Source organism: Pseudomonas monsensis, from assembly GCF_014268495.2.
GTDB classification, from domain to species: Bacteria; Pseudomonadota; Gammaproteobacteria; order Pseudomonadales; family Pseudomonadaceae; genus Aquipseudomonas; species Aquipseudomonas monsensis.
Window position 1 is genome coordinate 1552354 of the sequence record NZ_CP077087.1, and the last position, 24972, is coordinate 1577325.

At 59.6% G+C, this 24972-nt stretch carries 23 protein-coding genes; 21 read left to right on the top strand and 2 right to left on the bottom strand.

From position 1 onward, the window contains the following. The first annotated feature begins 2 nt into the window (after positions 1-2). The 13 genes from lpxD (at position 3) to ispD (ending at position 15667) form a co-directional block, all read left to right on the top strand. Positions 3-1058, top strand: coding sequence for a UDP-3-O-(3-hydroxymyristoyl)glucosamine N-acyltransferase (gene lpxD / locus HV782_RS06625; RefSeq protein WP_186745118.1), 1056 nt, complete (start codon positions 3-5; stop codon positions 1056-1058). Between the two features lie 106 nt (positions 1059-1164). Next, on the top strand, positions 1165-1605 hold the full coding sequence (fabZ, locus tag HV782_RS06630) for a 3-hydroxyacyl-ACP dehydratase FabZ (protein WP_003222142.1): 441 nt from the start codon (positions 1165-1167) through the stop codon (positions 1603-1605). Further along, positions 1602-2378, top strand: a complete 777-nt coding sequence (gene lpxA, locus HV782_RS06635; RefSeq protein WP_123465093.1) for an acyl-ACP--UDP-N-acetylglucosamine O-acyltransferase — start codon at positions 1602-1604, stop codon at positions 2376-2378. Before fabZ ends, lpxA begins: the two co-directional genes overlap by 4 nt. A 2-nt stretch (positions 2379-2380) precedes the next feature. Next, a complete protein-coding gene (gene lpxB, locus HV782_RS06640; protein WP_123465095.1) occupies positions 2381-3511 on the top strand; it encodes a lipid-A-disaccharide synthase in 1131 nt (376 codons plus the stop codon). A gap of 11 nt (positions 3512-3522) precedes the next feature. Next, a complete protein-coding gene (gene rnhB, locus HV782_RS06645) occupies positions 3523-4149 on the top strand; it encodes a ribonuclease HII (protein ID WP_064586190.1) in 627 nt (208 codons plus the stop codon). A 76-nt stretch (positions 4150-4225) separates the two neighbouring features. After that, positions 4226-7747, top strand: coding sequence for a DNA polymerase III subunit alpha (gene dnaE / locus HV782_RS06650; protein ID WP_128615930.1), 3522 nt, complete (start codon positions 4226-4228; stop codon positions 7745-7747). 139 nt (positions 7748-7886) lie between these two features. Further along, entirely contained in the window at positions 7887-8834 is a 948-nt protein-coding gene (locus HV782_RS06655; protein ID WP_123465099.1) for an acetyl-CoA carboxylase carboxyltransferase subunit alpha, read from the top strand. Between the two features lie 146 nt (positions 8835-8980). Beyond that, positions 8981-10309, top strand: a complete 1329-nt coding sequence (gene tilS, locus HV782_RS06660; protein ID WP_186745128.1) for a tRNA lysidine(34) synthetase TilS — start codon at positions 8981-8983, stop codon at positions 10307-10309. Between the two features lie 274 nt (positions 10310-10583). Beyond that, complete coding sequence (pyrG, locus tag HV782_RS06665) at positions 10584-12215, top strand: CTP synthase (RefSeq protein WP_123465103.1); 1632 nt, start codon at positions 10584-10586, stop codon at positions 12213-12215. A gap of 5 nt (positions 12216-12220) precedes the next feature. After that, on the top strand, positions 12221-13066 hold the full coding sequence (gene kdsA / locus HV782_RS06670) for a 3-deoxy-8-phosphooctulonate synthase (RefSeq protein ID WP_123465105.1): 846 nt from the start codon (positions 12221-12223) through the stop codon (positions 13064-13066). Positions 13067-13223: 157 nt separating this feature from the next. Continuing rightward, positions 13224-14513 (top strand): phosphopyruvate hydratase, encoded by a 1290-nt coding sequence (gene eno, locus HV782_RS06675; protein ID WP_003222156.1) that lies wholly within the window; start codon positions 13224-13226, stop codon positions 14511-14513. Between the two features lie 171 nt (positions 14514-14684). Further along, positions 14685-14963, top strand: a complete 279-nt coding sequence (gene ftsB, locus HV782_RS06680) for a cell division protein FtsB (protein WP_007964293.1) — start codon at positions 14685-14687, stop codon at positions 14961-14963. After that, the gene (gene ispD, locus HV782_RS06685; protein WP_186745130.1) at positions 14960-15667 is read left to right on the top strand and encodes a 2-C-methyl-D-erythritol 4-phosphate cytidylyltransferase; all 708 of its coding nucleotides are present in this window, start codon (positions 14960-14962) and stop codon (positions 15665-15667) included. Before ftsB ends, ispD begins: the two co-directional genes overlap by 4 nt. 117 nt (positions 15668-15784) lie before the next feature. On the opposite strand, the gene HV782_RS06690 is transcribed toward ispD, so the two are convergent. Further along, complete coding sequence (locus tag HV782_RS06690; protein WP_123465109.1) at positions 15785-16681, bottom strand: LysR substrate-binding domain-containing protein; 897 nt, start codon at positions 16679-16681, stop codon at positions 15785-15787. A 116-nt stretch (positions 16682-16797) separates the two neighbouring features. Between HV782_RS06690 and HV782_RS06695 the strand changes: the two genes are divergently transcribed. The 8 genes from HV782_RS06695 to rpoS all read left to right on the top strand — a co-directional run bounded on the left by HV782_RS06695 (position 16798) and on the right by rpoS (position 24049). Continuing rightward, a complete protein-coding gene (locus HV782_RS06695; RefSeq protein ID WP_123465111.1) occupies positions 16798-17910 on the top strand; it encodes an S-(hydroxymethyl)glutathione dehydrogenase/class III alcohol dehydrogenase in 1113 nt (370 codons plus the stop codon). 90 nt (positions 17911-18000) lie between these two features. Continuing rightward, positions 18001-18852, top strand: a complete 852-nt coding sequence (gene fghA, locus HV782_RS06700) for an S-formylglutathione hydrolase (protein WP_186745212.1) — start codon at positions 18001-18003, stop codon at positions 18850-18852. A 43-nt stretch (positions 18853-18895) separates the two neighbouring features. Beyond that, positions 18896-19369, top strand: coding sequence for a 2-C-methyl-D-erythritol 2,4-cyclodiphosphate synthase (gene ispF / locus HV782_RS06705; RefSeq protein ID WP_008057340.1), 474 nt, complete (start codon positions 18896-18898; stop codon positions 19367-19369). Then, positions 19366-20424, top strand: a complete 1059-nt coding sequence (truD, locus tag HV782_RS06710) for a tRNA pseudouridine(13) synthase TruD (RefSeq protein WP_186745133.1) — start codon at positions 19366-19368, stop codon at positions 20422-20424. Before ispF ends, truD begins: the two co-directional genes overlap by 4 nt. Next, a complete protein-coding gene (gene surE / locus HV782_RS06715) occupies positions 20412-21161 on the top strand; it encodes a 5'/3'-nucleotidase SurE (protein ID WP_123465116.1) in 750 nt (249 codons plus the stop codon). Before truD ends, surE begins: the two co-directional genes overlap by 13 nt. A gap of 41 nt (positions 21162-21202) precedes the next feature. Continuing rightward, on the top strand, positions 21203-21838 hold the full coding sequence (locus HV782_RS06720) for a protein-L-isoaspartate(D-aspartate) O-methyltransferase (protein WP_169841266.1): 636 nt from the start codon (positions 21203-21205) through the stop codon (positions 21836-21838). Positions 21839-22050: 212 nt separating this feature from the next. After that, the gene (locus HV782_RS06725) at positions 22051-22932 is read left to right on the top strand and encodes a peptidoglycan DD-metalloendopeptidase family protein (RefSeq protein ID WP_186745135.1); all 882 of its coding nucleotides are present in this window, start codon (positions 22051-22053) and stop codon (positions 22930-22932) included. 106 nt (positions 22933-23038) lie between these two features. Next, positions 23039-24049 (top strand): RNA polymerase sigma factor RpoS, encoded by a 1011-nt coding sequence (gene rpoS / locus HV782_RS06730; RefSeq protein ID WP_016985073.1) that lies wholly within the window; start codon positions 23039-23041, stop codon positions 24047-24049. 537 nt (positions 24050-24586) lie between these two features. On the opposite strand, the gene fdxA is transcribed toward rpoS, so the two are convergent. Further along, on the bottom strand, positions 24587-24910 hold the full coding sequence (gene fdxA / locus HV782_RS06735) for a ferredoxin FdxA (protein WP_123465120.1): 324 nt from the start codon (positions 24908-24910) through the stop codon (positions 24587-24589). Between the last annotated feature and the right edge of the window lie 62 nt (positions 24911-24972).

A 24972-nucleotide genomic window follows, 5' to 3' on the forward strand; every position in this document is an offset into this window, starting at 1 on the left:
CCATGACCGTGACTATCAAGCTCGGCCAGTTGGCCGAGTTCCTCGGCGCCACCTTGCGTGGCGACCCTGAGACGCAAATTACTGGGCTAGCCACTTTGCAAGAGGCTGGCCCAGCTCAGTTGAGCTTTCTGGCAAACCCTCAATATCGCAAATACCTGGCGGGCTCGCAGGCGGCAGCTCTGTTGCTCAAAGCGGCCGACGCCGAAGGCTTTGCCGGTAATGCATTGGTGGTGCCGGATCCTTATCTGGCTTACGCACGCATTTCTCATCTGTTCGATCCCAAGCCAAAAGCCGTAGCGGGTGTCCACCCGACAGCGGTGATTGCGGCGGATGCCGTGGTTGATCCAACCGCCAGCATCGGTCCGTTCGTGGTGATCGAGGCGGGGGCGCGGATTGCTGCCCACGTGACGCTGAGTGCGCATTGCGTAGTTGGCGCGCGCAGCGAAATCGGCGAAGGCGGCTGGCTTGCTCCGCGAGTGACGCTGTATCACGACGTGCGCATCGGCAAGCGCGTGGTGATCCAGTCCGGTGCGGTGCTCGGTGGTGAAGGCTTCGGCTTTGCCAACGAGAAGGGTATCTGGCAGAAAATCGCCCAGATCGGTGGCGTGACCATCGGCGACGATGTGGAGATTGGCGTGAATACCGCCATCGACCGCGGTGCGTTGGCCGATACCGTGATCGGTAATGGCGTGAAGCTCGACAATCAGATCCAGATTGCCCACAACGTCCAGGTCGGTGATCACACCGCCATGGCCGCGTGCGTGGGGATCTCCGGCAGCACCAAAATCGGTAAGCACTGCATGCTCGCCGGTGGTGTCGGCCTGGTTGGGCACATTGATATCTGCGACAACGTTTTCCTGACCGGGATGACCATGGTGACCCACTCGATTACCGAGCCGGGTGCCTATTCATCTGGAACAGCCATGCAACCGGCGGCCGAATGGCGCAAAAGCGCGGCCCGCATCCGTCAGCTCGACGATATCGCGCGACGGTTGAAACAGCTGGAAAAGCGCGTAGGGGAAGTGACCCCTGACGGTAATGCTTCATCAGATGGCTGATACCATTTCCATATCAAGTGTGCACAGCCTCTAGACTGCCTCCTTGATTTGCTAGAGGAGTGCGCGTCAGTCGCGCTCCCAATCTTTACATAGGCTTCCCCCCGAAATGATGGACATCAACGAGATTCGCGAATACCTGCCTCACCGTTACCCGTTCCTGCTGGTGGACCGGGTGGTGGAACTGGACACTGAAGGCAAGCGCATTCGCGCCTACAAGAATGTCAGCATCAATGAACCGTTCTTCAATGGTCACTTCCCGGCGCATCCAATCATGCCGGGCGTGCTGATCATCGAAGCGATGGCTCAGGCTGCCGGGATCCTCGGTTTCAAAATGCTTGATGTGAAGCCGGCCGATGGCACGCTTTACTACTTCGTCGGTTCCGACAAACTGCGTTTCCGCCAGCCAGTGCTGCCCGGCGACCAACTGATCCTGGAAGCGAAATTCATCAGCTGCAAGCGTCAGATCTGGAAGTTCGAATGCCAGGCGTCGGTTGATGGCAAGCCGGTCTGCTCGGCTGAAATCATCTGTGCGGAACGCAAGCTATGAGTTTGATTGACCCTCGCGCAATCATCGATCCGTCGGCCGTTCTGGCTGACGGCGTCGAGGTCGGCCCGTGGTCGATCATCGGCGCAGGTGTGGAAATCGGCGAGGGTACCGTGATCGGGCCGCATGTGATCCTCAAAGGCCCGACCCGCATCGGCAAGCACAATCGTATCTACCAGTTTTCCTCGGTAGGCGAAGACACGCCTGATCTGAAATACAAGGGTGAAGAAACCCGCCTGGTGATCGGTGACCACAACGTCATCCGTGAAGGCGTCACGATTCACCGCGGCACGGTACAGGATCGTTCCGAAACCACCCTGGGCGATCACAACCTGATCATGGCCTATGCCCACATCGGTCACGACAGCGTCATTGGCAATCACTGCATCCTCGTCAACAACACCGCGCTGGCCGGCCATGTTCATGTTGATGACTGGGCGATCCTCTCCGGCTTCACCCTGGTTCACCAGTATTGCCACATCGGCGCCCACAGCTTTTCCGGCATGGGCACGGCGATCGGCAAGGATGTGCCTGCGTTTGTCACCGTGTTCGGCAACCCGGCCGAAGCCCGCAGCATGAACTTCGAAGGCATGCGCCGTCGCGGTTTCAGCGAAGAGGCGATTCACGCCTTGCGTCGCGCCTACAAGACTGTTTATCGCCAGGGGCTGACGGTTGAACAGGCTTTGGCGGAACTGGCCGAACCTGCTGCCCAGTTCCCGGAAGTCGCAATGTTCCGTGACTCCATCCTGTCGTCGACTCGCGGCATCACCCGCTGATCATGGCCAATCTGCGTATTGCGCTGGTAGCGGGTGAGGCTTCCGGTGACATTTTGGGCGCCGGTCTCATGCGCGCCCTCAAGGCACAACACCCGGCGGTCGAGTTCATCGGTGTCGGCGGGCCCTTGATGCAGGCCGAGGGGCTGACGTCCTGCTTTCCCATGGAGCGCCTGTCGGTCATGGGCCTGGTGGAAGTCCTTGGGCGGTTGCGCGAATTGCTCAAGCGTCGCAAGGATCTGATCGCCACGCTGATCGCGGCGAAACCGGACGTATTCATCGGTATCGATGCCCCGGACTTCAACCTCAATATCGAACTCAAGCTGCGTCAGGCCGGAATCAAAACCGTGCACTACGTCAGCCCGTCGGTATGGGCGTGGCGGCAGAAGCGCGTGCTGAAGATTCGCGAAGGCTGCGACCTGATGCTGACGCTGTTGCCGTTCGAAGCCAGGTTTTACGAAGAGAAGGGCGTGCCGGTCCGCTTCGTCGGTCACACGCTGGCCGATACCATCCCGCTGGAAGCCGATCGCGCTGCGGCGCGCGCCGAACTGGGCCTGCCCGACGGTCCGCTGGTCGCGTTGATGCCGGGCAGTCGGGGTGGCGAAGTCGGCCGTCTCGGTGCACTTTTCCTCGATACGGCCGAGCGCCTGCGTGCCATGCACCCGGGGTTGCGTTTCGTCCTGCCGTGCGCCAATGCCGAGCGTCGTGCGCAGATCGAAGCGCTGCTGGTTGGCCGCGACCTGCCGGTGACCCTGCTCGACGGCAAATCCCATCTGGCCCTGGCGGCGTGCAATGCCGTACTGATCGCTTCCGGCACGGCCACGCTTGAGGCGCTGCTGTACAAGCGGCCAATGGTGGTGGCTTATCGCCTGGCGCCGCTGACGTTCTGGATTCTCAAGCGCATGGTCAAGAGCCCTTATGTGTCGCTGCCAAACCTGTTGGCTCAGCGGCTGCTGGTACCAGAACTGTTGCAGGATGATGCGACAGTCGAGGCGTTGGCGCAGACCCTGTCGCCCTTGATCGACGGTGGCGAGGAGCAGACCCGCGGCTTTGACGAGATTCATCGCACGCTGAGGCGGGACGCTTCCAATCAGGCGGCGGACGCCGTCCTCAACCTGATCGGTCAATCACGATGAGCAAGAAAACTATGCAGATGGGCCTGGATTTCACCCTGGTCGCCGAAGTCGAGGAACTGGTCGCCGGTGTCGATGAAGTCGGTCGTGGCCCGTTATGCGGTGCGGTGGTCACGGCAGCAGTGATTCTCGACCCGAACCGGCCGATCCTTGGTCTCAACGACTCGAAGAAACTCACCGAAGCCAAACGCGAAAAGCTCTACGACGAGATCATCGAGAAGTCCCTGAGCTGGTGCATCGCCCGCGCCGAAGTCGAGGAAATCGACGAGCTCAACATCCTCCACGCCACCATGCTGGCCATGCAGCGCGCTGTGGCTGGCCTGCATGTGCAGCCGAAACTGGCGATGATCGACGGCAATCGCTGCCCGAAACTGCCGATGCGCGCCGAAGCGGTGGTGCAGGGTGATGGCAAGGTTCCCGCGATTGCGGCGGCGTCGATCCTGGCCAAGGTCAGCCGCGACCGTGAAATGGCCGCGTTCGAACTGATCTACCCGGGTTACGGCATCGGCGGCCATAAAGGCTATCCGACGCCCGTTCATCTGGAAGCGTTGGCCCGGCTCGGGCCGACGCCGATTCACCGGCGCTCGTTTGCCCCGGTGCGTCAGGCTTACGAGGCGCTGGAAGGCCTGACGCAGGTTTAGTCGCAAGGCTGATGTTTTGTTCGAGGCCCGGTACAATCCGGGCCTTGTTGTCTCTATGTAACTGGACAGGATCACTATGCCGGCTTCATTCGTTCATCTACGCCTGCACACTGAATACTCCCTGGTCGACGGGCTGGTGCGGATCAAGCCACTGGTCAAGGCCCTGACCGGCATGAACATGCCCGCGGTGGCAGTCACCGACCAGAACAACATGTGTTCCCTGGTCAAATTCTATAAAAACGCCATGGGCGCAGGCATCAAGCCGATCTGCGGCGCCGACCTGTGGCTGTCGAACAAGGATCCGGATGCGCCGCTGAGCCGGATCAGTCTGTTGGTGATGAACGCCAAGGGCTATCGCAACCTCACCGAGTTGATCTCGCGCGGCTTCATCGAAGGCCAGCGCAACGGCATGATCATCGTCGAGCGCGAGTGGGTCGCCGAGGCCAACGAGGGCCTGATCATGCTGTCCGCCGCCAAAGAAGGCGAGATCGGCATGGCCATGATCGGCGGCAACCCCGCGGAAGCCGAAGCGCTGGCGCGTGAATGGATGGCGGTGTTCCCGGATCGTTTCTACCTGGAAATCCAGCGCACCAACCGTCCCAATGACGAAGAACAACTGCACGGCGCCGTGGCCTTGGCCGACAAGCTCGGCGCGCCGCTGGTGGCGACCAACGATGTGCGCTTCATCAAGCAGGAAGACTTCGCGGCCCACGAAACCCGTGTATGCATCGGTGAGGGCCGTGCCCTCGACGATCCGCGGCGTTCGAAGAATTACAGCGATCAGCAATACCTCAAAAGCGCCGAGGAAATGGCCGAGCTGTTCAGCGACATTCCCGACGCCATCGAAAACACCGTCGAGATTGCCAAGCGCTGCAACATTGAGGTGAAGCTGGGCACGCACTTCCTGCCCAACTTCCCGATCCCCGATGGCATGACCATCGACGAATACTTCCGCAAGGTGTCCTTCGACGGTCTCGAAGAGCGTCTCGCGGTGCTGCTGCCCAAGGACACCACCGAAGACTACGAAGCCAAGCGTCAGGTCTACGTCGATCGCTTGAATTTCGAGCTGGATATCATCATCCAGATGGGCTTCCCCGGTTACTTCCTGATCGTGATGGACTTTATCCAGTGGGCCAAGAACAACGGCGTGCCAGTAGGTCCTGGCCGGGGGTCGGGTGCCGGCTCGCTGGTGGCTTATGTGCAGAAGATCACCGACCTCGATCCGCTGGAATACGACCTGCTGTTCGAACGTTTCCTTAACCCGGAACGGGTTTCGATGCCCGACTTCGACGTCGACTTCTGCATGGACGGTCGTGACCGGGTGATCGACTACGTGGCCGAGAAATACGGCCGCAACGCGGTGAGCCAGATCATCACCTTCGGTTCCATGGCCGCCAAGGCTGTGGTGCGCGACGTGGCGCGGGTGCAGGGCAAGTCCTACGGCCTGGCGGATCGTCTGTCGAAGATGATTCCGTTCGAAGTCGGCATGACCCTGGAAAAAGCCTACGAGCAGGAAGAGATCCTGCGTGACTTCATCAAGGTCGATGAAGAAGCGGCTGAAATCTGGGAGATGGCGCGTAAGCTCGAAGGTGTGGTGCGTAACGTTGGTAAGCACGCGGGTGGCGTGGTTATCGCGCCGACCAAACTGACCGACTTCTCGCCGATCTATTGCGACGAGGCCGGCGACGGTCTGGTAACCCAATTCGACAAGGACGACGTTGAAGCCGCCGGTCTGGTGAAGTTCGACTTCCTCGGTCTGCGGACCCTGACGATCATCGACTGGGCGCTGAAAACCATTAACCGCGACCGCGCCAAGGTCAACGAGCCGCCGCTGGATATCGCGTTTATCCCGCTGGACGACAAACCGACCTACACGCTGTTGCAGAAAGCTGAAACTACAGCAGTGTTCCAGCTTGAATCCCGCGGCATGAAGGAGCTGATCAAAAAGCTCAAGCCCGACTGCCTGGAAGACTTGATCGCACTGGTGGCGTTGTTCCGTCCGGGCCCGCTGCAGTCCGGCATGGTGGACGACTTCATCAACCGTAAGCACGGTCGCGCCGAACTGGCGTACCCGCACTCGGACTACCAGTACGAAGGCCTCAAGCCGGTATTGGCGCCGACGTACGGCATCATCCTGTATCAGGAACAGGTGATGCAGATTGCCCAGGTCATGGCCGGTTACACCCTCGGTGGTGCGGACATGCTGCGTCGGGCGATGGGTAAGAAAAAACCGGAAGAAATGGCCAAGCAGCGCGGCGGTTTCATTGAAGGTTGCGCGACCAATAATATCGACGCCGACCTTGCCGGTAACATCTTCGATCTCGTAGAGAAATTCGCCGGTTACGGCTTCAACAAATCCCACTCCGCCGCTTACGGCCTGGTTTCGTACCAGACCGCCTGGCTGAAAGCCCACTACCCGGCGCCGTTCATGGCCGCGGTACTCTCGGCGGATATGCACAACACCGACAAGGTCGTGACCTTGATCGAGGAAGTGCGCACCATGAAGCTGCGCCTCGACGCGCCGGACGTGAACACTTCCGAGTTCAAGTTCACGGTGAACGACGACGGCCGCATCGTGTATGGCCTCGGGGCGATCAAAGGCGTCGGCGAAGGTCCGGTTGAGGCAATTACCGAAGCGCGTCAGGAAGGTCCGTTCAAGGATCTGTTCGATTTCTGCGCCCGGGTCGATCTCAAACGCATCAACAAGCGCACGCTGGACGGTTTGATCCGCAGCGGTGCACTGGATCGCCTCGGACCGTACTTTCACGACGAACAAAAGGCTTATCAGGCCAACATCGACCGTAACCGCGCCGTGCTGCTGGCGGCGATGGAAGAGGCGATCAAGGCCGCCGAACAAACCGCGCGTACCCACGACAGCGGTCACGCCGATCTGTTTGGCGGGCTGTTCGTCGAGGAAGACGCCGACGTTTATGCGTCGCATCGCAAGGCCAAGGAGCTGACCCTCAAGGAACGTCTCAAAGGTGAGAAAGACACCCTGGGCCTGTACCTGACCGGTCACCCGATCGACGAATACGAAGGCGAGATCCGCCGTTTCGCCCGGCAGCGCATCATCGACCTGAAGCCGGCCCGCGACACGCAAACCGTGGCCGGGATGATCATTGCCCTGCGGGTGATGAAGAACAAGAAGGGCGACAAGATGGGCTTCATTACCCTCGACGACCGCTCGGGGCGGATCGAGGCGTCGCTGTTCGCCGATGCGTTCCACTCCGCACAGTCGCTGTTGCAGACCGATGCAATGGTGGTGGTCGAAGGCGAGGTCAGCAACGACGACTTCTCCGGCGGCCTGCGCCTGCGGGTCAAGCGCGTGATGAGCATGGAAGATGCGCGCACCAACCTGGCCGAGAGTCTGCGTTTGAAGCTGCAGACTCAGGATCTGAAAGGCGATCAGCTACGCTGGTTGGGGGATTTGCTCAAGCGTCATCGCGGGGCGTGCCCGATCACCATGGAATACACCAGTCCCGATGCGAAGACCTTGCTGCAGTTCGGCGAGACCTGGCGGATCGACCCGGCGGATGCCTTGATTCAAGCCCTGCGTGACCAGTTCGGGCGAGACAACGTCTTCCTCCAATACCGTTGACCGGCAGGTGCCATCATTGCGCTTGCCTGAAACCTGAATTTTTAATCTCGACCTGAGCGCGCCTCTCCCTTAAGGTAGGGCGCGAATAGACAACCGGCCGGCCCAAGCTCATTTGGGACACGACCCAAGACGGACGCCTATGAACCCGAATTTTCTAGATTTCGAACAGCCGATCGCCGACCTGCAAGCCAAGATCGAAGAGTTGCGCTTGGTCGGTAATGACAATTCGCTGAATATCGGCGATGAGATCTCCCGCCTGCAGGACAAGAGCAAAACGCTGACCGAAGACATCTTCGGCAAGCTGACCAGCTGGCAGATCGCACGCCTGGCGCGTCACCCGAAACGCCCGTACACCCTGGACTACATCGAGCACATCTTCACCGAGTTCGACGAACTGCACGGCGACCGTCACTTCTCCGACGACGCGGCAATCGTTGGCGGCGTGGCACGTCTGGAAGACCAGCCGGTGATGATCATCGGCCACCAGAAGGGCCGTGAAGTGCGCGAGAAGGTACGCCGCAACTTCGGCATGCCGCGTCCGGAAGGCTACCGCAAGGCGTGCCGTCTGATGGAGATGGCCGAGCGTTTCAAAATGCCGATCCTGACCTTCATCGACACCCCGGGTGCTTATCCAGGTATCGACGCCGAAGAGCGTAACCAGAGCGAAGCGATTGCCTGGAACCTGCGCGTGATGTCGCGCCTGAAAACCCCGATCATCGCCACCGTGATCGGTGAGGGTGGTTCCGGCGGTGCACTGGCGATCGGTGTCTGCGACCAGTTGAACATGCTGCAGTACTCGACCTACGCGGTGATCTCGCCGGAAGGTTGCGCTTCGATTCTGTGGAAAACCGCCGAAAAAGCGCCGGATGCCGCTGAAGCGATGGGCATCACCGCCGAGCGCCTGAAAGGCTTGGGCATTGTCGACAAGGTGATCAGCGAGCCACTGGGTGGCGCCCACCGTGATCCGGCAGCTGCCGCTGCGTCGATCCGCGCCGAGCTGAGCTCGCAACTGGCGATGCTGAAGAAGTTCGACAACGAAGCGCTGTTGAAGCGCCGTTACGATCGACTGATGAGCTACGGTCTCTAATCGAAAGCCGATTCGGCTGACAATGCAAAACACTGTGGGAGCGAGCTTGCTCGCGAAGGCGTTATAACAAACAACGAAAATGTTGAATGTTGAACCGCTTTCGCGAGCAAGCTCGCTCCCACATTGGCTTTCCGTGAAGGTAAAAAATGAGTCCGCTTTCGATTGATTTGCCTTCACGGCTTTTGCGCAACCTTGAGCAGTGGCGCAACGCCGCGCATTGGCGCATCGCGTTTTCCGGTGGTCTCGATTCCACCGTCCTCCTGCACCTGCTTGCCGATCTGGCAAAAACCGAATCACTGCCTGCACTGAGCGCCATCCATATCCATCACGGTCTTCAGACTGCGGCTGATGCGTGGCCGCAACATTGCCAGGCCGTGTGTGATGCGCTGGGGGTGCCGTTGCTGATCGAGCGGGTGAAGGTGCAGCCAGGTGCGAGTCTGGAGCGGGCGGCGCGGGATGCGCGTTACGCGGTATTCAGTGCCCAGACACTAGCCAATGACGTATTGCTCACCGGCCAGCACCGTGATGATCAGGCGGAAACGTTGCTGTTTCGGCTGCTGCGTGGCGCGGGAGTGCGTGGATTGTCGGGAATGCCGCAGCAAAGGCCTGTGGGGCAGGGCACGTTGATTCGCCCGTTGCTGGCTGTCACTCGCGCCGAGCTGGAACGTTATGCACAGGCTCACTCGTTAAGCTGGATCGAAGATCCGTCGAATCAGCATCGGCAGTTCTCGCGCAATTACCTGCGCCATCAGGTCATGCCGGCGCTGAGCGAGCGCTGGCCGCAAGCGCAGGCGAACATGGCCCGCAGCGCCGCGCATCTGCGTGACGCACAAGGCTTGCTCGATGAGCTGGCGCAGATGGATCTGGCTCAGGCCGGCACTGCCCACGATTTCGAGTGGCTGGGCCTGCCGTCGCTGACATTGGCCCCGCTGTCCGGGCTGTCTGCCGCCCGTCAACGAAACGCGCTGAGGCACTGGCTCGAACCGCTGACGCGACTGCCCGACACTGACCATTGGTCGGGTTGGGACGATCTGTGCCATGCCGCCAGCGATGCTTCACCGAACTGGCGTCTGGCCGATGGCGAGTTGCATCGCAGCGCCGGTCGATTGTGGTGGCTCAGTGGCAACTGGCTGCGCACGCCGGTGATCGGTGGCGAGTGGCAAGCCCCGACGTCAGCGCTACGCTTGCCCGATAACGGCCGTGTCATGCTCATGGGGCAGGCGCCTGCCGGGCCGCTGCGCATTGCCTATCGGCAGGGCGGCGAAGTGATGCGTCTGGCCGATCGCGGCCACCGCGATCTCAAACGCCTGCTTAATGAGCGCGCAGTGCCGGCCTTCGTGCGTGGCAGATTGCCGCTGCTGTTTCGTGGCGCAGAATTGCTCGCGGTGGCGAACCTGCCGGGGCTTGATGGCGATGGGCGCGATGGCTGGAAATTGCATTGGCAGCCAACAGACGAAGATCAAGGTTTGAGCTGAAAGGAGCATTCCGGTAGACTACGCTCCCTTCTTGATACAACTTCTGTGGATTCGCCTGAATTGCAGGAGTTGCCGATTACCAAGCAGTCTTTGCTGGGCGATTCCAAAAAATGTGTAGCGAGCAACGTACCGGTGTTTCATCTGCCGGTCTGTCCCAACGCGGCGGTTTTTTTGAAAGGTGCACTGTGATTAATGCAGGTGATCGGGGGCTTCGGCCTTCCTTCGCTTTCCCCGGCGGCTCGTACCGCTTTAACGCAGACTTCTAGGGTTTTTCATGACGCGCTACATATTCGTCACGGGCGGTGTTGTTTCTTCATTGGGGAAAGGCATTGCCTCGGCTTCATTGGCGGCCATCCTGGAGGCGCGGGGGCTTAAGGTCACCATGCTTAAGCTGGATCCGTACATCAACGTCGACCCGGGCACCATGAGCCCGTTCCAGCACGGTGAAGTGTTCGTCACCCACGACGGCGCCGAGACCGACCTGGACCTGGGCCACTACGAGCGGTTCATCCGCACGACCATGACCCAGAACAACAACTTCACCACCGGCCGTGTCTACGAGCACGTGCTGCGCAAAGAGCGCCGTGGTGACTACCTGGGTGCAACCATTCAGGTGATTCCGCACATCACCGACGAAATCAAGCGTCGCATCATCAAAGGTGCCGGTGACGCTGACGTGGCAATGGTCGAAATCGGTGGCACCGTCGGTGACATCGAGTCGCAACCGTTCCTTGAAGCCATCCGTCAGTTGCGTTTCGAAGTCGGCGCCAAGCGCGCGATGTTGATGCACCTGACACTGGTGCCGTACATCGCCACCGCTGGCGAGACCAAAACCAAGCCGACCCAGCACTCCGTGAAGGAACTGCGTTCGATCGGCCTGCAGCCAGACGTGCTGGTGTGCCGTTCCGATCACCCGATCGACGTTTCGTCGCGTCGCAAGATCGCTCAGTTCACCAACGTTGAAGAACGTGCGGTCATCGCGCTGGAAGACGCCGACACCATCTACAAGATCCCGGGCATCCTGCACTCGCAGGGTCTGGACGATTTTGTCGTCGAGCGTTTTGGCCTGCAGTGCGGCAGCGCTGACCTGTCCGAGTGGGAAGCTGTGGTTGATGCCAAGCTGAACCCGGAACACGAAGTGACCATCGCGATGGTCGGCAAGTACATGGAACTGCTGGACGCCTACAAGTCGCTGATCGAAGCGATGAGTCATGCCGGCATCAGCAACCGTACCAAGGTCAACCTGCGCTACATCGACTCCGAAGACATCGAAAACCAGGGCACTGCGCTGCTCGAAGGTGTCGATGCGATCCTCGTACCGGGTGGCTTCGGTCTGCGCGGCGTGGAAGGCAAGATCACTGCCGTTCAGTACGCTCGCGAAAACAAGGTTCCGTACCTGGGCATCTGCCTCGGCATGCAAGTGGCGGTGATCGAGTTCGCCCGTAACGTGCTGGGCTGGAAAGACGCCAACTCCACCGAGTTCGATCGCGCCAGCGGCCATCCGGTCGTGGGTCTGATCACCGAGTGGGAAGACGCCACCGGCGCGGTTGAAGTGCGTACCGAAGCGTCCGATCTGGGCGGCACCATGCGCCTGGGCGCTCAGGAATGCCTGCTCGAGGCCGGCTCCAAGGTGCACGATTGCTACGGCAAGGATGTGATTGTCGAGCGTCACCGTCACCGCTACGAAGTGAACAACAACCTGCTGCCACAAATCATCGAGGCCGGCCTGAAAATCTCCGGTCGCTCCGCTGACGCCGCGCTGGTTGAAGTGGTCGAAGCACCGGATCATCCATGGTTCGTCGCTTGCCAGTTCCACCCTGAGTTCACCTCGACACCACGTGATGGCCATCCGCTGTTCAGCGGTTTTGTCAAAGCAGCATTGGCTCAACACCAGAAGAAGGCGTAACCCCGATGGCACAGAAGATCATCCGCGTCGGCGACATCGAGATTGCCAACGACAAACCCATGGTGCTGTTCGGCGGCATGAACGTGCTGGAAAGCCGTGACATGGCCATGCAGGTTTGCGAGGAGTACGTGAAGGTCACCGAAAAGCTCGGCATCCCTTACGTGTTCAAGGCCAGTTTCGACAAGGCCAACCGTTCTTCTGTGACCTCTTATCGTGGTCCTGGCCTGGAAGAGGGCATGCGTATCTTCCAGGACATCAAACAAGCCTTCGGCGTGCCGATCATCACCGACGTCCACGAGCCTGATCAGGCTCAGGCCGTCGCTGAAGTCTGCGACATCATCCAGTTGCCGGCCTTCCTGTCGCGCCAGACCGATCTGGTCGTCGCGATGGCCAAGACCGGCGCGGTGATCAACATCAAGAAAGCTCAGTTCCTCGCGCCTCAGGAAATGAAGCACATCCTGAACAAGTGCGTGGAAGCGGGTAACGATCAACTGATTCTCTGCGAGCGTGGTTCGAGCTTCGGCTACAACAACCTCGTGGTCGACATGCTCGGCTTCGGCATCATGAAGCAATTCGAGTACCCGGTATTCTTCGACGTGACCCACTCGCTGCAAATGCCTGGCGGTCGTTCCGACTCCGCCGGCGGTCGCCGTGCACAAGTCACCGATCTGGCCAAGGCCGGCATGAGCCAGTCGCTGGCCGGTCTGTTCCTCGAAGCCCATCCGGATCCGGACAACGCCAAATGCGACGGCCCTTGTGCCTTGCGTCTGGACAAACTGGAGCCATTCCTGGCCCAGCTCAAAGCTTTGGACGAACTGGTGAAGAGTTTTCCGACGGTAGAAACCGCGTAAACCTCAATTCTCCGGTAAAGTACCGCACGATTTGTCGCTCATGCCCTCGGGCATGAGCGTTATCGTCTGCAAGTCTGCCCGCTGCACACCCCTTGCCGACGGTAAAAAGATTTCCTCTAGCTGCGTCGTTTTCGTCAACTTTGGAGTGTTTACAACAATGGCAAAAATCGTCGACATCAAAGGTCGTGAAGTTCTCGACTCCCGTGGCAATCCCACCGTGGAAGCGGACGTGCTTCTCGACAACGGCATCATCGGCAGCGCTTGCGCGCCGTCCGGTGCATCCACTGGCTCGCGTGAAGCGCTCGAGCTGCGTGATGGCGACAAGAGCCGTTACCTGGGCAAGGGCGTGCTCAAAGCGGTAGCCAACATCAACGGTCCGATCCGCGATCTGCTGCTGGGCACTGACCCGAGCGACCAGAAAGCCCTGGATCACGCGATGATCAAGCTCGACGGTACCGAAAACAAGGCAACCCTGGGCGCCAACGCCATCCTCGCGGTGTCCCTGGCTGCGGCCAAGGCTGCTGCACAGGATCAGGATCTGCCACTGTACGCACACATCGCCAACCTGAACGGCACCCCGGGTGTCTACTCGATGCCGGTACCGATGATGAACATCATCAACGGTGGCGAGCACGCCGATAACAACGTCGACATCCAGGAATTCATGGTGCAGCCGGTTGGCGCCAAGACTTTCTCGGAAGGTCTGCGCATGGGCACCGAGATTTTCCATCACCTCAAAGCTGTGCTGAAGGCTCGTGGCCTGAGCACTGCAGTTGGCGACGAAGGCGGTTTCGCACCGAACCTGGCGTCCAACGAAGACGCGCTGAAAGTGATCTCCGAAGCAGTGGCCAACGCCGGTTACAAGCTGGGCACCGACGTGACCCTGGCGCTGGACTGCGCGGCGAGCGAATTCTACGAAGACGGCAAGTACAACCTGTCCGGCGAAGGCCAGGTGTTCACCGCTGAAGGTTTCGCCGATTACCTGAAAGGCCTGACTGAACGTTATCCGATCATCTCGATCGAAGACGGTCTGGACGAGTCCGACTGGGCTGGCTGGAAGATCCTCACCGACAAGATCGGCGAGAAGACCCAACTGGTTGGCGATGACCTGTTCGTGACCAACACCAAGATCCTGAAAGAAGGCATCGATAAAAAGATCGCCAACTCGATCCTGATCAAGTTCAACCAGATCGGCACCCTGACCGAAACCCTGGAAGCCATCCAGATGGCCAAGGCCGCCGGTTACACCGCAGTGATCTCGCACCGTTCGGGCGAAACCGAAGATTCGACCATCGCCGACCTGGCAGTGGGCACCTCGGCTGGCCAGATCAAGACCGGTTCGCTGTGCCGTTCCGACCGCGTTTCCAAGTACAACCAACTGCTGCGTATCGAAGAGCAGTTGAATGGCAAAGCCAAGTACAACGGTCGCAGCGAGTTCCGCGGCTAAGTACAAACTGATGGAAGGACACCGGATTGTGTCGGAAAAGTCGTGACAGCGATGGATTTGCCACTAATCTGATGCCTTACATGCACAAGCCTGGATCTTCCAGGCTTCGTGCTATCAGACGTTTCAAAGTTTTGGCGTGGCTGTCTTTTTTCACTGGATACCTGATATTCGATGCGCAGTCCTTACTGGTTGTTTCTCGTTTTGCTCTTGCTGCTGGCCGGTCTGCAGTACCGCCTGTGGGTGGGCAATGGCAGTCTGGCGCAGGTCGCCGAACTGAAACAGCAGATTGCTGATCAGCACGCCGAGAACGAAGGCCTGCTGGAGCGCAACCGGGTGATGGACGCTGAAGTCAGCGAGCTGAAGAAAGGCATGGAGACCGTGGAAGAGCGGGCTCGTCACGAACTGGGCATGGTCAAGGACGGTGAAACCCTTTACCAGCTGGCCCAATGATCGCTTCTCTGCCGGCCTTCTGGGCCGTGATTCCTGCCGCGGGCGTCGGTGCCCGAATGGCCGCGGACCGTCCCAAGCAGTACCTGCAACTGGGCGGACGTACAATTCTCGAACACAGCCTTGGCTGTTTCCTTGATCACCCGAGTCTGAAGGGCCTGGTGGTCAGTCTGGCGGTTGACGATCCTTATTGGCCGAACCTGGCGTGCGCTACCGACTCGCGAATTCAGCGTGTCGAGGGCGGATCCGAGCGTTCAGGCTCGGTGCTCAATGCCTTGCTGCATCTGCATGCGCAAGGTGCCGATGATGAGGATTGGGTGCTGGTGCATGACGCCGCGCGACCGAACCTGGGCCGTGATGACCTCGACAAGCTGCTGGCTGAGCTGGCGCATGACCCGGTGGGTGGTTTGCTGGCGGTGCCGGCACGCGACACGCTGAAGCGGGTCGACAAGCATGGCCGTGTGGTCGAAACGGTCGATCGCAGCGTGATCTGGCAGGCCTACACGCCGCAGATGTTCCGCCTCGGTGCGCTGCATCGAGCGCTGGCGGACAGTCTGGTGGCGGATGCACTGATTACCGATGAAGCCTCGGCAATGGAGTGGGCCGGTCTGGCGCCACGTATGATCGAAGGGCGGGCGGATAACCTCAAGGTCACCCGGCCGGAAGACCTGGAGTGGTTGCGTCAGCGTTGGGCTAACCGCCGCTGAATTTTTGTGGTGCCTGTTGAATCGCCATCGCGAGCAGGCTCACTCCTACATTTTGAAATGCGTTCGCCTGTAGGCGTGAGCCTGCTCGCGATAGCGCATTTACAGCCAACGCAACACTCATTCCTGATACTCCGGCCGCTCAGCCAACCCTTCCTTCAAAAAATCCACCAACTTGCGCACCTTCGGCGACAAATGCCGTTGCTGCGGGTACAGCGCCCACACTGCCGTATTCGGCGGCTGATGCGCCTCCAGCAGGGAAATCAACGCGCCACTGTGCAAATGCTCCAGCACGTAATAATCCGGCAACTGACACAACCCGACCCCTTGCAGCGCTGCATCCAGCACCGCTTGCCCACTGTTGCAACGCCAGTTTCCCTGCACCCGCTGGGAAAATTCCCGCCCGTTCTGTTCCAGCTGCCAGATATCCGAACTGCCAATCAGGCAATTGTGCCGACTCAGTTCCGACAGGCTGTGCGGGCGTCCATACCGTTCGAGGTAGGACGGCGACGCGCACAGATACATGCGCCGAGGCGCCAGTCGCGTGGCCACTAATCGTGAATCTTGCAATCGGCCCAGGCGGACCGCCAGATCCAGGCCTTCATGAACCAGATCGAGTGGGCGGTTGGACAGTTCAATATCAATGCGCAACTGCGGGTACAACCCCATGAATCGAGTGACCAACGGCACGATGAAACGCTCGCCGTAAGCCACGGCGCAAGTCATGCGCAGCATGCCTTTCGGTTCGCTGGTCAGGTCGCCGACCGCGCGCAGCGCTTCTTCGCGACCGTCCTGCAAGCGTTGGCAATGTTGCAGAAACGTTTGTCCGGCCTCGGTTAATGTCACGCGGCGGGTACTGCGGTAGAGCAGGCGTGTCTGCAAACGCTCTTCGAGCCGTACGATTTGGCGACTGATGTGCGAGGAAGAAACACCCAGGCGTTCGGCGGCGGCGGTGAACTGGCTGCATTCGGCGACGGCGACGAACTCGTCAATGCCTTCCCAGCGGTTTTCGGACATCGGGATTATCCCTGTATGGCAATAATGTTTTGCTTTTGACCCGATTATTCATCACCTGGCGCTGAACTACACTGGCTGTCTGGTTTTTTATTCAATGGATTCACTGGAGAGTCAGCATGATCAAGTCGCGCGCCGCCGTAGCCTTCGAGGCCAAGAAGCCGCTGGAAATCGTAGAAGTCGATGTCGCCATGCCCAAGGCCGGTGAAGTGTTGCTGCGTGTGGTCGCGTCCGGGGTTTGCCACACTGACGCCTACACCCTGTCCGGCGCTGACCCGGAAGGGATCTTCCCGTCTATCCTTGGCCACGAGGGCGGTGCCATCGTTGAAGCCATTGGCGAGGGCGTGACCTCGGTAGCTGTCGGTGATCACGTGATCCCGCTGTACACCCCGGAATGCGGCCAGTGCAAATTCTGTAAGTCGGGCAAGACCAACCTGTGTCAGGCGATTCGCTCGACTCAGGGTAAAGGCCTGATGCCGGACGGTACTTCGCGCTTTTCCTACAAGGGCGAAACGATTTTCCACTATATGGGCACCTCGACTTTCTCCGAGTACACCGTGCTTCCCGAAATCTCCGTGGCAAAAATCGCCAAGGATGCGCCGCTGGAAAAGGTCTGCCTGCTCGGTTGCGGCGTGACCACCGGTATCGGTGCAGTGCTCAACACCGCCAAGGTCAAGCCAGGTGACACCGTGGCGATTTTCGGCCTGGGCGGCATCGGTTTGTCCGCCGTGATCGGCGCCGTGAAGGCCAAGGCCTCGCGGATCATTGCCATCGACATCAACCCGGCCAAGTTCGAGATCGCCAGACAGCTCGGCGCCACCGACTGTGTGAACCCGAAGGATTTCGATCGCCCGATCCAGGAAGTCATCGTCGACATGACCGACGGTGGCGTCGATTTCTCTTTCGAGTGCATCGGCAACGTGCAACTGATGCGTGCAGCCCTTGAGTGCTGCCACAAAGGCTGGGGCGAGTCGGTGATCATCGGCGTGGCCGGGGCCGGTCAGGAAATCTCCACCCGTCCGTTCCAACTGGTGACCGGGCGTGTCTGGCGCGGTTCGGCGTTCGGCGGCGTGCGTGGTCGTACCGAGCTGCCAAGCTACGTCGACATGGCGCAGAGCGGCGAGATCCCGCTGGATACTTTCATCACCCACACCATGGGCCTGGAAGACATCAACAAGGCCTTCGACCTGATGCACGAAGGCAAGAGCATCCGTACCGTCATTCATTTCTAAAAGCAGCCTCAAGTTACAAGCTTCAAGCTGCAAGTCCGGGCGCTTTTGCCTTTTCTTGAAGCTCGAAGCTTGCCGCTTGCAGCTGGGAGAATCCCCATGAGTCTGGAAAACATCTCCTGTCAGAAGAGTTTCGGCGGTTGGCACAAGCGCTATCGCCATCGCTCCGAGGTGCTCGGCTGTGACATGGTGTTTGCCGTGTATCTGCCACCGCAAGCGGAGCAGGGCGGCAAGCTGCCGGTGCTGTATTGGTTGTCGGGCCTGACCTGTACCGACGAGAATTTCATGCAAAAGGCTGGCGCGATGCGCATGGCGGCTGAGCTGGGGTTGATCATTGTGGCGCCGGACACCAGTCCGCGTGGCCCGGACGTGCCGGGTGATCCGGATGGCGCCTGGGACTTCGGCCTCGGTGCCGGGTTTTACCTGAACGCCACGCAGGAACCGTGGGCGCGGCACTATCGGATGCATGACTATGTCGTGCAGGAATTGCCAGCACTGGTTGAAGCGCATTTCCCGGCATCGGCAAAACGCAGCATCAGCGGCCATTCCATGGGCGGCCACGGGGCGCTGGTCTGTGCACTGCGCAATCCGGGACGTTACCAATCGGTGTCGGCGTTTTCGCCGATCAACAATCCGATGGATTGCCCGTGGGGCCAGAAGGCGTTCTCGCGCTATCTGGGTGAAGACCGTTCGAAGTGGAAAGAGTGGGATGCCTGTGCACTGATCGCCGAGGCCACTGAAAAGCTGCCGTTGCTGGTCGATCAGGGTGATCGGGATGACTTCCTCGCCACTCAGCTCAAACCCGAAGCCCTGCAACAGGCGGCAAAACAAGCGGGTCATCCGCTGACCCTGCGTCTGCAGCCGGGCTACGACCATAGCTATTTCTTTATCTCAAGCTTCATTGACGACCACTTGCAGCATCACGCACGCGCCCTTCGGGCCTAATGCAGGTAGAATCACGCCCTGACAAAAATCGGGGCGTTTTTTTATGCGTATTGGCCACGGCTATGATGTGCACCGTTTCGCTGAAGGCGATTTCATTACTCTGGGCGGCGTGCGCATTGCACACGGCTTCGGGCTGCTCGCTCATTCCGACGGTGACGTCCTGCTGCACGCCTTGAGCGATGCCTTGCTCGGCGCGGCCGCGCTGGGTGATATCGGCAAGCACTTTCCGGACACCGACCCGCAATTCAAGGGCGCCGACAGCCGTGTGCTGCTGCGTCATGTGGTCGCGCTGATCCACGCCAAAGGCTGGAAAGTCGCCAACGTCGACAACACCATCGTCGCTCAGGCGCCGAAAATGGCTCCGCATATCGAATCCATGCGCGCGTTGATCGCCGCCGATCTTCAAGTTGAGTTGGATCAAGTGAACGTGAAAGCTACTACCACCGAAAAGCTCGGCTTTGTCGGTCGCGAAGAAGGCATTGCCGTGCATTCCGTTGCCTTGTTGCTGCGCGCATGAACGAACTGCAATTGCTCGGCCCGCGGGCCTGGGGCGAACCGCTCGGCACCGCGGTACTGAAAGCCATCGCCGAAGATTTTCAGGTCGATGAAGTGCTCGACATCCCGTTCAGCGGCGATGGCGAACACCTGTGGATCTGGGTCGAAAAACGTGGCCTGAACACCGAGGAAGCGGCGCGGCGTCTTGCCAAGGCGGCGGGTGTGCCATTGCGTACCGTCAGCTATGCCGGGCTCAAGGATCGGCAGGCGTTGACCCGTCAGTGGTTCAGCGTGCAACTGCCGGGCAAGGCTGACCCGGATCTGTCGGCGGCGGAAAACGACACGCTGAAGATCCTCAAGACCACGCGCCACAAGCGCAAGCTGCAACGCGGCGCGCATTCGGCCAACGGTTTTACCCTGCGCCTGACCCAGTTCGCCGGCGACAAGGCGGCGATCGAGCAGCGGCTGCAACTGATCGCCAGGCAGGGCATTCCCAATTATTTCGGCGCCCAGCGTTTCGGCCATGACGGCGGCAACGTCGTCGATGCTCGTGCCTGGGCGGCGCGCAAAGCCTTGCCGGAACAGCGCAATGTGCGTTCGCGACTGTTGTCGACGGCGCGCAGTTTTCTGTTCAATCAGCTGCTCGCAGCACGGGTCGCCGATGGCACCTGGCAAACAGCCCAGGTCGGCGATCTGTTGGCGTTCACCGACAGCCGCAGTTTTTTCCCGGCCGGTGAAGCCGAGTGCAGTGACCCGCGTCTGGCGATTCTCGACCTGCACCCGACCGGGCCGCAATGGGGCGAAGGTGACTCTCCGACCGCAGGCGCTGTCCATGAACTCGAACAGGGGATCGCCGCCCGTGAGGCGGATCTGCGCGATTGGTTGATTCACGCCGGCATGAGCCACGAACGTCGCATCCTGCGACTGCCCATTGGCGGGTTGTCGTGGCATTATCCCCAGCCTGACATTCTGCAACTGGAATTCGTCCTTCCGGCCGGATGCTTCGCCACCGTATTGGTGCGCGAACTCGTTGATCTGGTGCCGGTGGGGCAGACGGACAGCCCATGCGTATTCTGATTTCTAACGACGATGGGGTAACTGCACCCGGTCTCGCCGCGCTTTATGCTGCGCTGGCGGATTACACCGAATGCGTGGTTATCGCCCCGGAGCAGGACAAAAGCGGCGCCAGCAGTTCGCTGACGCTCGACCGTCCATTGCACCCGCAATATCTGGCCAACGGTTTTATCAGCCTCAACGGCACCCCGACCGACTGCGTGCATCTGGGCCTCAACGGCCTGCTGGAGCGCGAGGCGGACATGGTGGTGTCCGGCATCAATCTCGGCGCCAACCTGGGTGATGACGTGCTGTACTCCGGCACCGTGGCGGCTGCTCTCGAAGGGCGCTTCCTCGAGCGTCCGTCGTTCGCCTTCTCGCTGGTCTCGCGCCAGGTGGATAATCTGCCGACAGCGGCCTGGTTTGCGCGCAAACTGGTCGAGGCCCATGCCGGGCTCGATCTGCCGCCGCGCACGGTACTCAACGTGAACATTCCGAATCTGCCGATCGACCACATTCGCGGTATTCAACTGACCCGTCTCGGCCATCGCGCCCGGGCGGCGGCGCCGATGAAAGTGGTCGATCCGCGTGGCAAGGCCGGTTACTGGATTGCGGCTGCCGGCGATGCCGAAGACGGCGGGCCGGGCACCGACTTTCATGCGGTGATGCAGGGTTACGTTTCCATCACCCCGTTGCAGCTTGATCGCACCTTCAACGATGCCTTCAGAAGTCTCGACGGCTGGCTGGAGGGACTGCGCTGATGGCTCGTGAACACGAAGACAGAATGCGCAGCGGCATCGGGATGACGTCGCAGCGCACGCGCGAGCGTCTGATCCAGCGTCTATATGAAGAAGGCTTGTCCAACGCCAAGGTGCTGGAAGTGATCCGCCGTACGCCACGTCACCTGTTCGTCGACGAAGCGCTGGCACATCGCGCCTACGAAGACACGGCGCTGCCGATCGGCCACAACCAGACCATTTCCCAGCCTTATATGGTGGCGCGCATGAGCGAGCTGCTGCTGGAGGCCGGCCCGCTGGACAAGGTGCTGGAGATCGGTACCGGCTCTGGCTATCAGACAGCGGTGCTGTCGCAACTGGTCGAGCGGGTATTCTCGGTGGAGCGCATCAAGGTTTTGCAGGATCGGGCCAAGGAACGCCTGGTCGAGTTGAACCTGCGCAATGTGGTATTTCGCTGGGGCGATGGCTGGGAGGGCTGGCCTGCACTGGCGCCTTATAACGGCATTATCGTCACCGCCGTGGCCACCGATGTCCCGCAGGCGCTGCTTGATCAACTGGCACCGGGCGGGCGCATGGTGATTCCGGTGGGCTCGGGTGAAGTGCAGCAACTGATGCTGATCGTGCGTGAAGAGCACGGCTTTTCGCGACACGTTCTGGGGGCCGTGCGTTTCGTGCCTTTGCTCAATGGTCCGCTGGCCTGAGCATTTATTCACGGGTGCTGAATTCCTTTCGTTCGCCTCGGTCTTACTCCAGCGACGAGAGATTAAACGCAGCAGACTGGTCACTTGCAAACGTGTGCGCGCAGTGATTTCGCTTCATTAAAGGTAAAGCCGGTGCGGCCCGTTATACTTGCGACACTTCGTGCCGAATCCGGCATGCCAACTTTTTCAGCCACCACAAAAGGGAGCGGCGGGTGAGTCTCACAGTCATTGCGCAGCGTATGGGTAACACGAGCTTTCAGCGCCTGGTGACTGGCCTTGTCTTGAGCACCTTGCTGGTGGGTTGCTCCAGCACCAAATCGAGCAACGTGCGGGTGGTCGATCGTAACAATGCGGTTGCGCAGCGTCCTACAGTGACGACCGGACAGTACGTAGTTCGTCCAGGCGATACGATGTTCTCCATCGCCTTTCGCTACGGCTGGGACTACAAAGCCCTCGCGGCGCGGAACAATATTCCTACGCCCTATACGATCCACCCGGGTCAGACAATTCGCTTCGATGGGCGCACAGGTTCAACGCCGACGGCAGTGGTCAGCAACAGCAGTTCTTCGCCTTCATCGTCGAGCAAAACCACGGTAATCCGGCGCCAGGCGAATGGCACGACGACCACGACCGTGACCGGGTCCGGTGCCGGTTCTACGGGGGCTGCACCGTCCGTCGCCAGCAAATCGGCCCCGACTCCACTGCCTCCGCCGGGTCCGGCCCCGACCGGCTGGGGATGGCCATCTAATGGCATTCTCATTGGAAAATTCTCTTCAAACGGTAGTTTGAATAAAGGAATTGATATCGCCGGAGATTTGGGACAGCCTGTTTTAGCTGCGTCTGATGGGACGGTGGTATACGCCGGGAGTGGCTTAAGGGGCTACGGCGAATTAGTCATCATCAAACACAGCGAAACCTACGTCAGTGCTTACGGTCACAACCGTCGGCTGTTGGTTCGGGAGGGACAGCAGGTCAAGGTCGGACAGACAATTGCCGAAATGGGGTCAACGGGTACAGACCGGGTGAAACTGCATTTTGAGATTCGCCGACAAGGTAAACCTGTAGATCCGCTGCAGTTCCTGCCAAGACGTTGATTTGTAAGCCAGCCTGTTCCGTCGCGTAGAGGGGACAGGCTCCAGCGCTGCCAAGGATAAAGGCGTCGCTTGAGCTTGGGGTCGAACTCACCAAAGGACTATAACAATGGCTCTCAGTAAAGAAGTGCCGGAGTTTGACATCGACGATGAGGTTCTCCTTATGGAGGCCGGCATCGATTCGGAATCTTCGATGTCGAATGATGAAGGGGCTGCTCCACCTTCCGTTCGTTCCAAATCCAAACACTCCGCTTCACTTAAACAACATAAGTACATCGACTACACGCGTGCACTTGATGCCACGCAGTTGTATCTCAACGAAATCGGCTTTTCCCCATTGCTCTCCCCGGAAGAAGAGGTTCATTTTGCGCGTTTGTCGCAGAGTGGTGATCCGGCCGGGCGCAAGCGCATGATTGAAAGTAACCTGCGGCTGGTGGTCAAAATCGCCCGGCGTTACGTCAATCGGGGGCTGTCGCTGCTGGATCTCATCGAAGAGGGCAACCTCGGGCTGATCCGGGCGGTGGAAAAGTTCGATCCCGAGCGCGGCTTCCGCTTTTCGACCTACGCAACCTGGTGGATCCGTCAGACCATCGAGCGCGCGATCATGAATCAGACCCGGACCATCCGGTTGCCGATCCATGTGGTCAAGGAGCTCAACGTGTACCTGCGGGCTGCACGGGAGCTGACGCAAAAGCTCGACCATGAACCTTCACCCGAAGAGATCGCCAACCTGCTGGAAAAACCGGTGGGCGAAGTCAAGCGCATGCTCGGCCTGAACGAGCGGGTTTCTTCGGTCGATGTGTCGCTGGGTCCGGATTCGGATAAAACCCTGCTCGACACCCTCACTGATGATCGTCCGACCGATCCCTGCGAACTGCTGCAGGACGATGACCTGTCACAGAGCATCGATCAATGGCTGTCCGAACTGACCGACAAGCAGCGCGAGGTGGTCGTCCGCCGCTTCGGCCTGCGCGGTCACGAGAGCAGCACGCTGGAGGACGTAGGCCTGGAGATCGGCCTGACCCGGGAACGGGTGCGGCAGATTCAGGTAGAAGGCCTCAAGCGCCTTCGTGAAATCCTCGAGAAGAATGGCCTGTCGAGCGAGTCGCTGTTCCAGTAAGCGCTTCGATTGATCGCCCACAAAAAGCCCCGACTGGTTCGGGGCTTTTTGTTGCCTGCTCGAGTACGGAATGGAATGTCCTGTGGCGAGGGAGCAAGCAGCCTCGCCACACCATTCATCACCAGACATACGGTCGGCATTTCCATCGTTTGTAGTCTCGCGGTGTAAGCCTCGGCTTACTCTTTCGTAAGTGTTCCCTATTTTTGCAAGACGGCAGACGTCGATTACCTTCGGTGTTATTTGTTAACTATATGATTTATATGTTTATTTTTTAATGTGAAGTGCTTATTACAGCGTTTTTCTGCCCTCAGGGCCGATTGCTCTCGGCAGGGAACTCTTTAGTATCAGCACTGTGTCGACGGACAGACACGCCCTTCAAGGATGAGGGGAATGGACATCGCAGGACGCGATTCATCAGGACGATGAAAAGGAACACAGGGAATAGGGAAAAAATGTGGGCGGGTCAAACCGCCCCTTTTTTATGCCTGCAGAAAAGCAAAAAGGCCCGCAAGGGGCCTTTTGGTAACGCGCGACAGATCAGCGTTCGAGGTCTTTGATCTTGCCTTTGACGCCATCCCACTCTTCGGCATCCGGCAGCGATTCTTTCTTCTCGGTGATGTTTGGCCAGACTTCAGCCAGCTCAACGTTCAACTGAATGAACTCCTGCATATCTTCCGGAACTTCGTCCTCGGAGAAAATGGCCACGGCAGGGCACTCGGGTTCGCACAGGGCGCAGTCGATGCACTCATCCGGGTGAATCACCAGGAAGTTCGGGCCTTCGTAAAAGCAGTCCACCGGACAGACTTCTACGCAGTCGGTGTACTTGCACTTGATGCAGTTGTCGGTGACGACGAAGGTCATTTCTAATTTTCTCCTCAGGCGGCGGCAGCGTTGCCCCTTCACGGTTGGGGTCGCCAGGTTCG